We start from the raw sequence: 14,853 nt of genomic DNA on the forward strand, positions 1-14,853 counted from the left end.
CTTGGGGCGCGGCAAGAGCCTGGTGGGGGCCGCGGGGGGGGGGCTGGTCGTGGTGGCCGGGGGCGAGAAGATGGTCGCGGGTTAGTGCGCCCGCAGCCTGGCCGAGGCCGAGGCCGAGGGCCGGGCGAGGCCCGGCACGCCCGGCAGTTCCGGGGTCCCGGCCACGCCGGACATCCCGGCCACGCCCGCCGCCCCGGACATCCCGGCAACCCCCACGACGAAGGCCCCGGTCACCCCGACCGCGGCGGCCCCGGCCACGCCGGCGGCCCGGGACCGGGGCGGCGTCACGGGGGACGCCGCGGACGCGGGCGACAGCCGCCAGGACGCGGGCGCGGACAACGCCCGGAACGAGTAGGGAACTCACGGCCGCGGGCGAGGACGAGGACGACGCCCGGAACCGGTGGACACGTCACGGAGGACCGGCGCGGACATCCGCCGAAGCGGGCCCGTGTGCGCGCTCGCGTGTGTGTCCCGAGGGTGTCCGAAGAACCCGTCGGACCCGGCTGCCAAGGCAACGGCCGGGGCCGCCACCCCCCACAGGAGAGGCCCCGGCCGTCGCGCGGCACGGGCCGCGCGGCGGCCCGTACTCTCTACAGCGCCGCGAGTGCGTTATGTGTCACACCCCCCTTCATCACGAGTTGGTTGTCTCTTGTACCAACATGGACGGGGAGTGGTTTCACGCCGTAACGTGCCGTTCGCGCCGGTGCGGAGGCGGACCGACCACCGCAACCACCTGCGTCCTTGACCGCAACCATGGATCAAGGAACCACGACGGCGAGGACCCGGTCCGCGAAAGCGGCGCCGGCTTAGGCGCAAGAGGGGCTCGGTGCTGGGGGACGACGCGGAGCTGACCGCCGCGGTGCACGCGGCACAGGACGGGGACGAGACCGCGTTCCGGACTGTGTACCGCGCCGTGCACCCGCGGTTGCTCGGGTACGTGAGGACACTGGTCGGTGATCCGGACGCCGAGGACGTCGCGTCCGAGGCCTGGCTGCAGATAGCCCGCGACCTGGACAGGTTCAGCGGCGACGCCGACCGGTTCCGCGGCTGGGCCGCGCGCATCGCCCGCAACCGCGCCCTGGACCACATCCGGATGCGCGGACGCCGCCCCGCCGTCGGCGGCGACGAGACCGAACTGGCCGCGCGGCCCGCCGAGTCCGACACCGCGGTCGAGGCGATGGAGGCGCTGGCCACCGACGGCGCGTTCTCCCTCATAGCCCAGCTGCCGCAGGACCAGGCCGAGGCGGTCGTGCTGCGGGTCGTCGTGGGCCTCGACGCCAAGTCCGCGGCCGAGACGCTCGGCAAGCGGCCCGGCGCCGTCCGTACGGCGGCGCACCGCGGCCTGAAACGGCTCGCGGAACTGCTCGCCGGCGATCCGGAATCGCCCGGCGGGCTCGATGCCCTGCCTCCCCAGCGACAACCGCGCGGCCGCGCGGTGACGTCCGCAGGTGTGACGGATACGCGCGCGCGGACGCAGAAGGACATGTGATGGCCGACGAGCAGTACAGGTGGCTGGACCGCGAAACGGCGGAGCGTTTGCTGAGCGGAGAGCCCCTCGAAGCTGTCGACGCCGCCGCCCGTGAGCAGGTCGAGCAGCTAGCCGAAACCCTGGGCGCGCTTTCCGCGCCACCCCCGCTGACCAGCGACGAACTCCCCGGTGAGGCCGCCGCGCTGGCCGCTTTCCGCAAGGTGCACGCCGAGCGGGGCGCGGTCTCCGCTCCCGTGGGCGTCCGCGGCGCGGGCGCTGCGTCGGACGCCGGTGTGGTCCGCCTGGACCGCCCCGGCGGACGGGAACGCCGCCGCTGGGGCAAGCCCGCGCGCCTCGGTCTGGCCGCCGCGCTGGCCGTCGGCATGGTCGGCGGCGTGGCCGTCGCGGCGGGCACCGGAGCCCTGCCCTCGCCCTTCCACGTGGACGAACCGGAACCCGCGGCCTCGGTGTCGGTCGCCGTGAGCGACGAGCCGCTGCTCTCCCCGTCGCCGGACGGCTCCCCGCACGGCAAGGGCAGCCCCGGCGGTTCCCCGGGCGGCGCGACGCCCGGCGCGAGCGAGGGAAGCCGGGACGAGGCGGGCGACGGCGGCCCGGCCGACGGCGGCGGCACCCCGCCCGCCGAGGAGGACGAGGACCCCGCCGCCACGGCGGAGCGGGCCGAGCGGATCACCTCCGCCTGCCGCGACATGCGGGACGGCAAGGAGCTCAGCGCGGACCGCAAGCGTGTCCTGGAGGGCGCCGCGGGCAGCGCGTCGCGGGTGTGGACGTACTGCGAGGGCGTCCTGGCCGACGCGGGCAACGGCTCCCCCGGGGGCGGGGGCCAGGGCGGCAGCGGCGACAACGGGTCGGGGCAGGGCGGCGGCAACGGCCGGGACGACTCGAACGGCTCCGGCGAGCAGGGCAAGGGCGGAGCCGAAGGCGGCTCCGGCGCGGTCCCGGGCGACGGCCGTCGTGCCGACGGCGCGGCCGCCCTGCCGGCCGAGTCCGTCGCGCCGACGTTGATGACCGCCCCCGAGAAGACCCCGGCGACCTCGACGCTCGAGACCGGCTTCTGAGTCATCACCCTCTTTGACCTGCTGTTTCTTGGTTCATGGATTTTTCTGCGCCAAGGGTGTGACACTTTCGGCCGCTCGCGCGCAGTACTGAGTGAGCCGACTGGTCATCGGCCGTCGCACAGAGCCGGGGTTCCCCCCGTACCCACGGCTCGTGCACCTTGCGCGGGCGGGACACGTTCCCCCGGTCCCGCCCGCGCCTCACTCTCACCAGTGCACGACGACCTTGTCGCCGTTCCTCACCTGCGCGTACAGCGCCGCGACCGCCGCCTCGTCCCGGACGTTGACGCAGCCGTGCGACGCACCGGCGTAGCCCCGGGCGGCGAAGTCGGCGGAGTAGTGCACGGCCTGGCCGCCGCTGAAGAACATCGCGTACGGCATCGGCGAGTCGTAGAGCGTCGACCAGTGCTCGCGGGACTTCCAGTACACGCGGAACTCGCCCTCGCGGGTCGGGGTGCCCCGCGAGCCGAACCGGACCTCCGTCGTGGACAGGGTCCGCCCGTCGACCATCCAGCGCAGGGTCCGGCTCGTCTTGCTGACGCACAGCACACGGCCGGTCAGACAGCGCGGGTCCGGCGCGTCGGGCGGCTGCCCGCCCATCAGGTACAGCTCCCACTTGCCCGGCTCGCGCGTCATCCCGAGCAGCCGCTGCCAGGTGACCCGGTCCGTCGCGCCGGTCCGCGGCAGCCCGCGTTTGCCCTGGAAGCCCCGCACCGCCTGCTCGGTGAGGTCGTCGTACGTCCCGGTCGGCCCGTCGTGCAGCCACGCCACCTGGCGCAGCCGCGCCTGCAGTTCGCGCACGTCCGGGCCGCTGTCGCCGCGGGACCACAGCACCGGGGACGCCGGCGGGGCCGCGGGCCGGTCGTCGTCCCGCGGGGCGGGGGCTGCGCCGCGGGCCGACGGGGTGCCGCTCGGGAGCTCGACGCGGATCGGGGCGCGCTGTCCGTCCGCCCCCGGGGCGGGCTCGACCCTGCACCCGCTCAGCGCGCCCGCGCCGCCCACCGCGGCCAGCGCCACGAGTGCCGCGGCACTCCTGCCCATGCCCCTGAAACGCACTGCGGCCCCCCACGACTCACCGGCGTGCCGGGCGTGACCCGGCGTCCTAGAGGTGTTCCCCGCACGCGACGGTCGTGAACAAGGCCGTGAACAACGCGACAGCGGTGTGACCGGTACCGCAAGATGGCTGTGAGCAAGCTCCCAGCCGGCGCACCTCCACGGGGTGCACGCCCGCGGCTACAGTCCGTCGAAGGGTCGCGGTACTGGCAGGTAACCGACGGGTAACCCGAAACATCGCTCAGCGGGAGGCATCAACACCATGGCGCGCGAGTCGGAGTCCGGACTGCCCATCGAGCCGGTCTACGGGCCGGAGTCCCTTGAGGGCTGGGACCCCGCCGAGAAGCTGGGCGAGCCGGGCCAGTACCCCTTCACGCGCGGCGTGTACCCGTCCATGTACACGGGCCGCCCGTGGACCATGCGGCAGTACGCCGGGTTCGGCACCGCCACCGAGTCCAACGCCCGCTACAAGCAGCTGATCGCCAACGGCACGATGGGCCTGTCCGTGGCCTTCGACCTGCCGACCCAGATGGGCCACGACTCCGACGCCCCGATCGCGCACGGCGAGGTCGGCAAGGTCGGCGTCGCCATCGACTCGATCGACGACATGCGGGTGCTGTTCGGCGGCATCCCGCTGGACAAGGTCTCGACGTCGATGACGATCAACGCCCCGGCGGCGCTGCTGCTGCTCCTGTACCAACTCGTCGCCGAGGAACAGGGCGTCGGCGCCGACCAGCTCACCGGCACCATCCAGAACGACGTGCTGAAGGAGTACATCGCCCGGGGCACGTACATCTTCCCGCCGAAGCCCTCGCTGCGCCTGATCGCGGACATCTTCAAGTACTGCCGGGCCGAGATCCCGAAGTGGAACACGATCTCGATCTCCGGCTACCACATGGCCGAGGCGGGCGCCTCTCCCGCGCAGGAGATCGCGTTCACCCTGGCCGACGGCATCGAGTACGTCCGCACGGCCGTCGCGGCCGGCATGGACGTCGACGACTTCGCGCCCCGGCTGTCCTTCTTCTTCGTCGCCCGTACGACGATCCTGGAGGAGGTCGCCAAGTTCCGCGCCGCCCGCCGCATCTGGGCCCGGGTGATGCGCGAGGAGTTCGGCGCGAAGAACCCGAAGTCGCTGATGCTGCGCTTCCACACGCAGACGGCGGGCGTCCAGCTGACGGCCCAGCAGCCCGAGGTGAACCTGGTGCGCGTGGCCGTACAGGGCCTGGCGGCGGTGCTCGGCGGCACGCAGTCGCTGCACACCAACTCCTTCGACGAGGCCATCGCGCTCCCCACCGACAAGTCCGCGCGCCTGGCGCTGCGCACGCAGCAGGTCCTCGCCTACGAGACGGACGTGACCGCGACCGTCGACCCGTTCGCCGGTTCCTACGTCATCGAGAAGATGACCGACGACGTCGAGGCGGCGGCGCTGGAGCTGATGGAGAAGGTCGAGGAACTGGGCGGCGCGGTCAACGCGATCGAACACGGCTTCCAGAAGGGCGAGATCGAGCGCAGCGCCTACCGCATCGCGCAGGAGACCGACGCCGGAGACCGCGTGGTGGTCGGCGTCAACCGCTTCCAGCTCGACGAGGAGGAGCCGTACGAGCCGCTGCGTGTCGACCCGGCGATCGAGGCGCAGCAGGCCGAGCGGCTGGCCAAGCTGCGGGCCGAGCGCGACCAGCAGGCGGTGGACACCGCGCTGGCCGCCCTGAAGAAGGCCGCCGAGGGCGAGGACAACGTCCTGTACCCGATGAAGGACGCCCTGCGGGCCCGCGCGACGGTGGGCGAGGTGTGCAACGCGCTGCGGGAGGTCTGGGGCACCTACGTGCCCTCGGACGCGTTCTGACCGGGCGTCCGGAGGAGCCCCGCACCGACGGACCGGAGTGTCGTACCCGCGTGCGACACTCCTGTCCATGTTCGGTGTCATCGATCTCCCCACCTACCTGGCAGGCCTGATCCTCATCGTCCTGCTGCCCGGCCCCAACTCGCTGTACGTGCTGTCCGTCGCCGCCCGGCGCGGCGTGCGGGCCGGGTACCGCGCCGCGGCCGGGGTGTGGTGCGGCGACACGGTGCTGATGACGCTGTCGGCGGCCGGTGTCGCCTCGCTGCTCCAGGCCAACGCCGTGCTGTTCGGGATCGTGAAGTTCGCCGGGGCCGGGTATCTGACGTGGCTCGCCGTCGGCCTGCTGCGGGCCGCCTGGAGCATGTGGCGGACGCGGCGGGAGCCGTCCGGGGCCGCCGCGGCGCAGCCCGCCGCCCCCGACGAGCGGCCGTTCCGCCGCGCCCTGCTCATCAGCGTCTTCAACCCGAAGGCGATCCTGTTCTTCGTCGCCTTCTTCGTGCAGTTCGTCGACCCGGGGTACGCCTATCCCGCCCTGTCCTTCGTCGTCCTCGGCGCCTTCGCCCAGCTCGCCAGCTTCCTCTACCTGACCGCGCTGATATTCGGCGGCACGAAGCTCGCCGCCGCCTTCCGCCGCGACCGGCGTCTGACGGCCGGGGCGACCTCGGCGGCGGGAGCGCTGTTCCTGGGCTTCGCCGTGAAGCTGTCGCTGGCGAGCGCGTAACGGCCGGACCGGTCAGGCGCGGCGGGCGCGCGCCCGCCGCAGGTTGCGGACCAGCAGCGGGGGCAGCAGGTCCACGGCGAGCCTGCGGGCCCGGGAGCGCGGCCGGCGGGGCGCCGGGGACGGGCTCGGGGCGCGCGACGCGGAGGCCGCGGGAGCAGCCGGGGCGGCGGGAGGCGCCGGTTCGGGCGCCACGTAGTGCTTCGAGCGCGGGAACGGCGGCGGCTGCACGCCCCGGGACCGCGCCCGCACCAGCCGGTGCCCCGCCGCGTGCTGGACGCTCAGCCCGCAGTCGTCCCGCTCCCGCAGCATCGCCAGCAGCTCCTCCTGGACCGGCTCGGGATCGCCCCAGGTGCCGTACAGCTTCTGGGTGCTCAGGCAGACGGGTTTCAGGCCCCGGTTGAGCACGGCCTCCCAGACGGCGACCGCGACGCCCGGCGTGTGCTCGGAGCGGAAGTCGTCGAGGACCACGATGCCGTCGGGCCGCAGGATGTCGCGGGCGGCGCCGATGTCGCCGTGGACGTGCTCGTACAGGTGCGAGGCGTCGATGTGGACGAAGCGGCAGGTGCCGGGCCCGACCTCCCCGGAGATCACGGAGCTGGGCGCCTGGAGGACTCTCGGCAGCTCGTCGTGGAAGGAGAGGTAGTTCCGCTCGAAGGCCTGCCGGGTGAGCGAGGCGTACGACTTCGCGGTCTCCGCCTGGTTGGCCCCGTCCGGGGCGTCGCTCTCGAACAGGTCGCAGACGGTGAAGCGCTCGTCGCCGCGCAGGTGCGCGCCCAGCAGGATCGCGCTCTTGCCCAGGTAGGCGCCGAGCTCCAGCAGGTCGCCGCGGACGCCGCCGGCCTCCTGGCGGTCGAGGAACCAGGTGAACAGCATCTGGTCGAGGGGAGGGAACCAGCCAGGTACGTCGTTCAGCTCGCCCGGCAGCGTGAGGGTTGCTTGTGCGTTGGCCATGGAGTGAGCCTGCTCACTCGGCCGCGCGCGAACTGACCCGGGGCTGAACGTCACGTGAACAGCTCAACGACCCTTGGCCAGAGCGCTACGCAGACGTGGGGTGAGGGGCTTCTCGACGAACCGGTTGAGCAGCCAGGCCAGCAGCAGCATCGCCGCCACCGTCAGCGTGAACGTCACCGCCGACGGCAGATCCAGGCCGCGGTGCAGCGCGTGGATCACCACCCAGCCGAGGTGCTCGTGCACCAGGTAGAACGGGTACGTCAGCGCCCCGGCCACCGTCAGCCAGCGCCAGTCGGCCCAGTGCAGCCGGCCGAGCGCGATCGCCGCGACCGCCACGAAGCCGAACGTCACGACGGCCGTGATGCCCAGCGAGGAGCGGTACGAGAAGCCGCCCGCGTCCGGGGCGTGCCACAGGCTCCGCACCGCGTAGTGCTGGCCGATCAGCCAGCTCACGCCCACGATGCCCCAGGCGTAGGCGTCCCGCCGGTCGCGGTGGACGAGGTACAGGCCGATGCCGCCGATGAAGAACGGCGCGTACTCGGGCATCAGCACCAGATCGAGCAGCGGCTCGTTCGCGGCCTCGGCGATCACCGCGGCCAGCGTCCAGCCCGCGCAGAACATGATCACGCGCCGCCTGTTCGCGCCCGGCAGCACCACGCACAGGGCGAACAGCGCGTAGAACCGGACCTCCGCCCACAGCGTCCAGCACACCCCGAGCACCCGGTCCACGCCCAGCGGCTGCTGAAGCATCGTCAGGTTCACCAGGGCGTCGCTCGGGGAGACCGCCTCGTAGGCGACCACGGGCAGCGCGAACACCGCCGTCACCAGGACCACCGCCACCCAGTAGGCGGGCAGCAGCCGGGACGCGCGGGAGGCGAAGAACGACTTCAGGGGGCGCCCCCAGCCGCTCATGCAGATCACGAAACCGCTGATCACGAAGAACACCTGCACGCCGAGACAGCCGTAGGCGAAGAACTCGTGCAGCGTCGGGAACTGCTGCTTCGGCGAGCTGCCCCAGGCCTCGGTGACCTCGCCGCCCCGGCCGCCGTAGTGGTACGCCGCCACCATCAGCGCGGCGACCAGCCGCAGCCCGTCGAGGGCGCGCAGCCGGTTGTGGCGGGGCGGCCGGGTCCGCTCCGGCCCCACGGGAACCTCGATGGCGGGGCGGACGGCAGTGCTGGTCAAGGGAAATCCCTTCCTGTGGGTCCGCCAGCACATTAGTCCTATTCGCGGAAACGACTTGGTTGACAGCCCAACGATTCGCCGCGTGGTCCCGACGAGTTCACCCGGAGGACGTTTTCGCTTCCTAAATTTTCCCGACATCCCCCCACGTCGTAGAAAAAGCAACCAATGCGGTCGCGAATTCGACCGTGCTTTGCACCTCACCAGGAGTGCCATGACGAGGGTCCAGAACAGACGGACAAGGGGACGTGGGGGAGAGTTGGACGACTGTGTGCGCGCCTGCGCGGTGCACAGCGGCAAACTCGTCGGCAGTCTCGACAAGCGGCGCACCGAACTCGCCGAACAGCTGCGGAAACTGCTCGTCGTGTGCGCCACGACGGCCCCGCCCGCCCAGCCGGCCCCCGCACCCGCCCCGGCCGGCGGTGCCGCCGCCCTGCTCAAGCGCGCCGTCAAGGGCCCGGCGACGCCCCCGTCCGGCATCTCCAACGAGCTCCTCGACGCCCTGCTCGCCGCCGCCAACAAGGCCCTGGAGTGCGGCTACGACGACGAGCTTGACCTCGCCCTCGTCATCAGCGACACCGTCCTCGCCCTGCGCCGGAACTCCCGCGCCGGCTGGCGGCTGCGCGCCCGCCTCCTGGAGGCCCTCGGCGACGAGGACGCCGCCGTCGAGGCGTACGAGCGCTACCTCGGCCTCACCGACGACGACGGCTTCGGCGTCCGGGCCCGGGTCGCCGGGCTGCGCGCCGCCGGCACGACCGAACGGGAACTGCTCGCCCTGCTGGCGGCGCAGTGCCCGCGCGCCACCGGGTTCACCGGCCGCCCCGCCACCGACGTGTGGGCCGAGGGCCTGGCCGCGCACGCCGTCGGCGACTGGACCGAGGCCGAACCGCGCCTGGTGGGAGCGATCCTGACCCTCGCCGAGCAGGGCGCCCCGGTCGCCGACCGGCAGGAGCTGCTCAGCCAGTACCTCGACCTGCGCACCGCCGCCGACGACGACCTGCCCGGCCTCACCGAGGCCCTCACGCTCTACGCCGAGCAGCGCCGCACCCGCATGCGCGGCCCCGTCGGCGACCCCACCGTCGGCGGCGTGCGGTGGATCGGGCTCGGCGAGTTCCGCAACCTGATCGCCGGCAAGTCCGTCTGCCTGGTCGCCAACTCCGGTCGCGTCGGCGCCAGTTCTCTGGGCGGCGACATCGACGGCTACGACCTGGTGGTGCGCTTCAACTCCTACCGGATCGACCCGCGGCACACCGGCAGCCGCACCGACATCCACGCCACCATCCACAAGCACGGCTTCAACTGGGACCAGCGGGTCGACACCCGGCTCGTCTTCGGCGGCGTCTCCGGCGACTGGAAGCACTCGCTGCGCAACCGCCTCGTCCCCGGCGCCCAGACCCACCTCGGCGACGAATCCCTGCGCTGGCCCGTCCGCAACATCGGCCGGCTCGGCACCGACGTCTGGCCGGCCATCCCGACCACCGGCTTCAACATGCTGTTCCTGCTGGACTTCCTGGACGTCAGCCCGACCCTCGACCTGATCGGCTTCGACTTCTACGAGAGCGGCGCCTACCGAGTGCCGGAGGCGATGAGGATGCCCATCACGTCCGTGCACGAATACACCAGCGAGAAGGAATGGGTCATGCAGCGGGCCCAGCGCGTGACCGACCTGAGGATATCCCTGCGATGACCGTCACCTTCCAGCCCGGGACCAGCACCCCGGCCCCGGCCGCCTCCACGCGCGACCTCACCGGCAAGCGCCGCATCGCCTTCGCGTCCTACGTCGACGAGAACTACCTGCCGGGCTTCCTCGCCCTGCTCCGCAGCCTCGCCCTGTCCAACCCGGGGGTGTGCGAGGACTTCGTCGTCCTCCACGACGACCTGCGCCCCGCGTCCGTCGCCCGCATCCGCGCCCTGCACCCGCGCATCGTGCTGCGCCGCGTGAACACCGCGCACTACGACGCGTACCGCAAGGGCGACCAGGACAACTACCTGGTCCGCAAGGCGTACTTCATCCTCGACGTGTTCCGGCTGCGCGAGTACGACACCGTCATCACGCTCGACACCGACATGGTCGTCCTCGGCGACCTCGGCGAACTCCTCGCCCTGCGCGAAGGCATCGCGGCCGTCCCGCAGTTCTTCTACGGGCAGCACAAGCTGAACTCCGGCCTGCTGGTCGTCCAGCGCGAGTACCTGAGCGACGCGTTCTGCGCGCGGCTGGACGCGACCGGACGCAGCGGCGACTACGAACTCGACAAGCACGACCAGGGCATCCTCAACGCCGTCCTGGACGGCGACTTCGTCCCCCTCGACGCCCGCTACAACTACGTCAAGCGGCGGCTGTCCGGCGACCTGCCCGTCCCCGAGGACACCGCGATCCTGCACTTCACCGGCCGCCACAAGCCCTGGCAGGGCGGCGAGACCGGCTACTCCCTGGCCGAGGAGTGCTGGCGGTCCTTCGAGATGTCCGACGCCGAGTTCCACGCCGCCTACCTGGCGCGGCCCGGCACCCTCCACCACGACCTGCTCGTGCACTACGGCACCCCGCACGTCGCCCGCACCGGCGACGTCGAAAGCGCCCGCAGGGTCGCCGCCGCGCACCTCGCGGCCGGCGAGTACCAGGAGGCCCTCGACATCCTCTCCGGCGTGCACATCCCGCTGGACGAGGCCTGGCCGCACGAGGTCCTCGGACACGCCCTGATGAGCGTCTCCCGCGACGACGAGGCCAGGGCGCGGCTGCTGCTGGCCACCGCCGCGCCCAACCGGGCCGCCACCGCCTTCGCCCGCCTCGCCCAGCTGGCCTGGGTGCACGGCGACAACGCCGAGGCCCTGAAGTACGCCACCGCCGGCCTGTCCGTCGACCCCACCCACCGTTCGAGCCGGCTGTGGGCGCAGCGCGCCGCCGCCGTGCCCGCCCAGGAACTCGGCGCGCCCGAGGACCAGCTCGCGCACGTCGCCTTCTACATGGACCGGCAGGGCAACGCCGGCGACAAGCTGCTCCCGGAGACCGTGCGGCTCGGCTTCGGGCCCGACACCACCTCCCGGCGCTGGCACTCCGTCCACGCCCACCGCCTGTTCGACAGGGCGGCCCTGGAACGCGTCAACTCCCGGCGCGGCCTGGTCATCGGCGGCGGCGGCCTGTTCATCCCGGACACCATGCCCAACGGCAACAGCGCCTGGCAGTGGAACGTCCCCGACGAGCACCTGCGCGGCATCGACGTACCGGTGATCGTGTACGCGGTCGGCTTCAACGCCTTCGACGGGCAGTCGTACCGGGCCGGGCGGTTCCACGCGAGCCTGCGGCTGCTGGTGGAGAAGGCCGCGTTCTTCGGGCTGCGCAACCACGGCTCCATCGAGAAGGTGCGGGCACTGCTGCCCGCCGCACTGCGGGACAAGGTCCGCTTCCAGCCCTGCCCCACCACGGTCAGCCGTCAGCTGGTCCCCGGCTGGACCGACCCGGCGCACCGCGAGGACACCGTCCTGCTGAACGCCGCCTACGACCGGGCGGGCCTGCGCTTCGGGCACGACTACGGCCACTTCCTCGCCGAGACCGCGAAGGCGGTGCGCGCGATCGGCGGCCACACCGAGGTGCGGTGCGTGGCGCACTCCCTGGACGACGAGCGGATCGCCTTCGACCTGCGGCGCGAGCACGGCATCTCGCTGCCGGTCGTCCCGATGTACGACTACGACAACGACGCCATCCGGGAGACGTACGCCAGGACCCGGCTCGTCATCGGCATGCGGGGACACGCCGGCATGATCCCGTTCGGCGTCGGCACGCCCGTCATCAGCCTGATCTCGCACCCGAAGATGGCGTACTTCCTGAGGGACATCGAGCGGCCCGAGTGGGGCGTCTCCGTGCACGACCGGAACCTCGGCGCGATCCTCACCGAGAAGGCGGTCGCGATGCTGGACGACCACGCGGCCGCCGTCGCCGACGTGCACGACCGGCAGCGGCTGCTGTGGAAGGTGACCGAGGACAACGCCGCCGAACTGCGCCGCATCCTCGGCTGACCGACCCGGCGCCCGCCCCCGCGGCCGTGCCGGCCGCGGGGGCACGCACGGCGGCCCGGGCGGGAACCCCGGCTCCCAGGTGCTCACCTGCGAGCCGGGGATCCCGTCCGGCGGAGGCGTCGTCGGGCGTCGGACGGAGCCTGCCGAGGCCGCTTCGCCGGGCTCAGCGCCGCACGGCCCGCTTCAGGCTGCGCGCCTTGCGCACCGCCCGGCGCACGGCCGCGTTGCGCGGCAGGAACGCCAGCTGACTCGGCACACCGCCCGGCAGCCCCAGCGAGGTCAGGCGCTTCTTCTTGAAGTACCGCCAGGTGTGCGCGTTCAGGTTGCCCGTCAGGTACCGCTCGGCCTCGGAGCGCAGCTCCGGCAGGATCTTCGGCTGCATCGCGAAGCCGACGGTCCGCACCAGCGCGGCCAGCGCGTCGGTGTCCAGGCCGCTGCGCTGCGCGGCGACCGCCTCCCGGTCGGTCAGTTCCGGCAGCAGCGCGTCGACCACCGTGACGGGCACGCGGTTGCTGTTCTCGTACGGCGTCAGCCGCTCCAGCAGCGTGTCCGTGCCGACCCGGGCGACCGGCAGGCCGTACAGCGCGGACGCGGTGAGCAGGCCCGTGGAGAAGCAGCCGACGACCAGCGCCGGGCGCATCCGCTGGTACAGCACCTCCGCGAGCACCGGCGTGTCCAGCACCGTGAGGTCGGCGCCGAGCTTCTCGGCCTCCTCCTCCAGACGGCGCGTGAAGCGGGCCGGCGCCGACGGGTGCGGCTTGAACACCACGCGGGAGTGGCCCAGTTCGACGGCGCCCTTCAGCATCCGTACGTGCAGGTCCTCCTCCTCGTCGGCGGAGAGGATGTTCAGCGCGGACAGGTACTGCCCGAGCAGCAGCGCGGGCTCCTCGACGTCCGGCAGGCCGGCGCCGGTGTCGACCAGTTCCGCGAGCACCTTCGTGAACGCGGCCGTCGGCACGACCTCCGGCGGCACCCCGAACTCCGTCAGCAGCAGCGGCTCGAGGCCCGGCACCAGGTCCAGGTGCAGCAGCCGCTCCACGCGCGTGCCGACCAGCGGGTCGAGCTTGTTGCGGGTCGGGCCGTAGCTCATCAGGCCGTCCGCGTAGACGGTCAGCGGCGCGTCCGGGAACATCTGCGCCACCCCGAGCGCGGGCTGGACCTGGATCGACTCGACGGCCAGCGCCACGTCGTCGTCCCCGAGCCCCCAGGCCAGCCGCAGGTGACGCTCCCAGATGGGGGCGTCCTCGACACGCGGCGACCAACCCCCCGGGTGGAACGGGAAGATGGTCTCGTTCCACGACACGACGTCGTCGAACCGCGTCCGCAGCCGCTCGAAGCCGGGCATCACGTCCACGGCGGGCGCGGTCTCCGGGTTCGCCGCGTTGTTGGACACCAGCAGGATCCGCCGGTCGGCGGCGTCGAAGCAGCCGGCGTCCAGGGCGGCGGCCACCGTGGCGGCGCCGTACAGCGTCGACGCCATGAAGATCTGCGTGGTCACGCCGCCACCTCCGCGGCCGGCATCGGACGGCGGCGCAGCCGGCGCAGCCGCGTGGCGCGCTCGGCGTCCATCGAGTCGAGCACCTCGTCGAGCGCGTCCTGCGGCATGCGGCGCAGCGCGGCGGTACTCATCGCCTTCAGTTTCCGGGCCACGGGAGGCTCGAACCTTTCGATGGATCCAAGATGGTGGGAAATGATGGCGCAGTAGGTGCGGACGGCCTTCGGCAGCAGTGTCGCGGCCTCCGCGTCCTCGGCGGTCTCGGCGACCACCTGGTCGAACGCGCGAATGAAATCGAGCTGCCGGGCATCCCCGATCTGGGTAAGCGACGAGGCCACGCCGCGCCGGTAGAAGACACCGAGCAGGCCGGACACCGCGAAGGACTCCGCCTCCCGATGCAGCTTCCAGATCCACGGCCGGTCCTCGGCCGTGCGCAGCCCGTCGGTGAAGTGCAGCAGGCCGCGGTCGAGCAGCCGGCGGTGGTAGACGCCCGCCCACGCGTACGCGTAGTCGACGGACGTGGAGCGGTGGGCGGGCAGGATCGCGTCGCGCGGGTTCAGCACCACGCCCCGCCTGCCGTGCGGGACACGGTGCACGGTCCGGGCGCGCGCGGTGCACTGCACGTGGTCGGTGCGCACGAAGTCGCAGCCCAGTTCCTCGATGACGTCGACCAGCCTGGCGTAGTAGCCGGGGGCCAGCCAGTCGTCGCCGTCCAGGAAGGTCAGGTACTCGCCGCGCGCCCGGTCGATGCCGGTGTTGCGGGCGGTCGCCAGACCACCGTTCTGCTCGTGTCGGACCAGCACCGCGCCCGGCAGTTCACGCTCCGCGCGGGCGAGAATGCCGGGGGTCCCGTCGGTCGAGCAGTCGTCGACGAGGATGAATTCGAAGTCGTCACGCGTGTTCGCGCGCAGGCTTCTCAGGGTCTCGGGGGCGTATTGCTGCACGTTGTAGAACGGCACGATGACGGAGAGCTTGGGCACGCAGGTGACGTTAGGCGGCGGCCCGTCATTCGTCTTTACCCGCACCTTGATGCGAGGTGAACGACGCGTGGCGAAGCCG

The 14,853-nt window shown here is 72.5% G+C and carries 12 protein-coding genes; 6 read left to right on the forward strand and 6 right to left on the reverse strand.

The window, feature by feature from the left end; translation table 11 throughout:
• Positions 1-81 precede the first annotated feature (81 nt).
• Entirely contained in the window at positions 82-339 is a 258-nt protein-coding gene (locus QC282_RS06365) for a hypothetical protein (RefSeq protein WP_279548219.1), read from the reverse strand.
• 487 nt (positions 340-826) lie between these two features.
• Here QC282_RS06365 and QC282_RS06370 point away from each other — a divergent pair, with 487 nt between their 5' ends.
• Both QC282_RS06370 and QC282_RS06375 read left to right on the forward strand, forming a co-directional pair.
• A complete protein-coding gene (locus QC282_RS06370) occupies positions 827-1,489 on the forward strand; it encodes an RNA polymerase sigma factor (RefSeq protein WP_279548220.1) in 663 nt (220 codons plus the stop codon).
• Complete coding sequence (locus QC282_RS06375) at positions 1,489-2,544, forward strand: hypothetical protein (RefSeq protein ID WP_279548221.1); 1,056 nt, start codon at positions 1,489-1,491, stop codon at positions 2,542-2,544. Before QC282_RS06370 ends, QC282_RS06375 begins: the two co-directional genes overlap by 1 nt.
• 204 nt (positions 2,545-2,748) lie before the next feature.
• Here the strand turns inward: QC282_RS06375 and QC282_RS06380 are convergent, their stop codons facing one another.
• Entirely contained in the window at positions 2,749-3,582 is an 834-nt protein-coding gene (locus tag QC282_RS06380) for a L,D-transpeptidase family protein (protein ID WP_279548222.1), read from the reverse strand.
• 274 nt (positions 3,583-3,856) lie between these two features.
• On the opposite strand from QC282_RS06380, the gene QC282_RS06385 reads away from it, so the two are divergent.
• Together QC282_RS06385 and leuE are read left to right on the forward strand one after the other, a co-directional pair.
• Entirely contained in the window at positions 3,857-5,437 is a 1,581-nt protein-coding gene (locus QC282_RS06385) for a methylmalonyl-CoA mutase (protein ID WP_279548223.1), read from the forward strand.
• A 67-nt stretch (positions 5,438-5,504) separates the two neighbouring features.
• Complete coding sequence (leuE, locus tag QC282_RS06390; RefSeq protein ID WP_279548224.1) at positions 5,505-6,155, forward strand: leucine efflux protein LeuE; 651 nt, start codon at positions 5,505-5,507, stop codon at positions 6,153-6,155.
• A 12-nt stretch (positions 6,156-6,167) separates the two neighbouring features.
• Here the strand turns inward: leuE and QC282_RS06395 are convergent, their stop codons facing one another.
• The gene (locus tag QC282_RS06395; RefSeq protein WP_279548225.1) at positions 6,168-7,106 is read right to left on the reverse strand and encodes a class I SAM-dependent methyltransferase; all 939 of its coding nucleotides are present in this window, start codon (positions 7,104-7,106) and stop codon (positions 6,168-6,170) included.
• A 63-nt stretch (positions 7,107-7,169) separates the two neighbouring features.
• Complete coding sequence (locus QC282_RS06400) at positions 7,170-8,264, reverse strand: acyltransferase (protein WP_279548429.1); 1,095 nt, start codon at positions 8,262-8,264, stop codon at positions 7,170-7,172.
• A 238-nt stretch (positions 8,265-8,502) separates the two neighbouring features.
• Here QC282_RS06400 and QC282_RS06405 point away from each other — a divergent pair, with 238 nt between their 5' ends.
• Both QC282_RS06405 and QC282_RS06410 read left to right on the forward strand, forming a co-directional pair.
• Entirely contained in the window at positions 8,503-9,975 is a 1,473-nt protein-coding gene (locus QC282_RS06405; RefSeq protein WP_336621062.1) for a hypothetical protein, read from the forward strand.
• On the forward strand, positions 9,972-12,299 hold the full coding sequence (locus QC282_RS06410; RefSeq protein ID WP_279548227.1) for a glycosyltransferase: 2,328 nt from the start codon (positions 9,972-9,974) through the stop codon (positions 12,297-12,299). The genes QC282_RS06405 and QC282_RS06410 overlap by 4 nt, the downstream gene beginning before the upstream one ends.
• Before the next feature lie 163 nt (positions 12,300-12,462).
• On the opposite strand, the gene QC282_RS06415 is transcribed toward QC282_RS06410, so the two are convergent.
• The gene (locus QC282_RS06415; protein WP_279548228.1) at positions 12,463-13,797 is read right to left on the reverse strand and encodes a polysialyltransferase family glycosyltransferase; all 1,335 of its coding nucleotides are present in this window, start codon (positions 13,795-13,797) and stop codon (positions 12,463-12,465) included.
• Positions 13,794-14,774 (reverse strand): glycosyltransferase family 2 protein, encoded by a 981-nt coding sequence (locus QC282_RS06420; protein ID WP_279548229.1) that lies wholly within the window; start codon positions 14,772-14,774, stop codon positions 13,794-13,796. Before QC282_RS06420 ends, QC282_RS06415 begins: the two co-directional genes overlap by 4 nt.
• Positions 14,775-14,853: the final 79 nt, after the last annotated feature.

The organism is Streptomyces sp. DH24 (genome assembly GCF_029813775.1).
Taxonomy (GTDB): domain Bacteria; phylum Actinomycetota; class Actinomycetes; order Streptomycetales; family Streptomycetaceae; genus Streptomyces.

What these genes read in the sequence shown, in the direction of transcription:
- QC282_RS06375 (WP_279548221.1), top strand. Translation starts at nt 1,489, where the DNA reads ATGGCCGACGAGCAGTACAGGTGGCTGGACCGCGAAACGGCGGAGCGT.
- QC282_RS06380 (WP_279548222.1), bottom strand. Translation starts at nt 3,582, where the DNA reads ATGGGCAGGAGTGCCGCGGCACTCGTGGCGCTGGCCGCGGTGGGCGGC.
- QC282_RS06385 (WP_279548223.1), top strand. Translation starts at nt 3,857, where the DNA reads ATGGCGCGCGAGTCGGAGTCCGGACTGCCCATCGAGCCGGTCTACGGG.
- leuE (WP_279548224.1), top strand. Translation starts at nt 5,505, where the DNA reads ATGTTCGGTGTCATCGATCTCCCCACCTACCTGGCAGGCCTGATCCTC.
- QC282_RS06395 (WP_279548225.1), bottom strand. Translation starts at nt 7,106, where the DNA reads ATGGCCAACGCACAAGCAACCCTCACGCTGCCGGGCGAGCTGAACGAC.
- QC282_RS06405 (WP_336621062.1), top strand. Translation starts at nt 8,503, where the DNA reads ATGACGAGGGTCCAGAACAGACGGACAAGGGGACGTGGGGGAGAGTTG.
- QC282_RS06410 (WP_279548227.1), top strand. Translation starts at nt 9,972, where the DNA reads ATGACCGTCACCTTCCAGCCCGGGACCAGCACCCCGGCCCCGGCCGCC.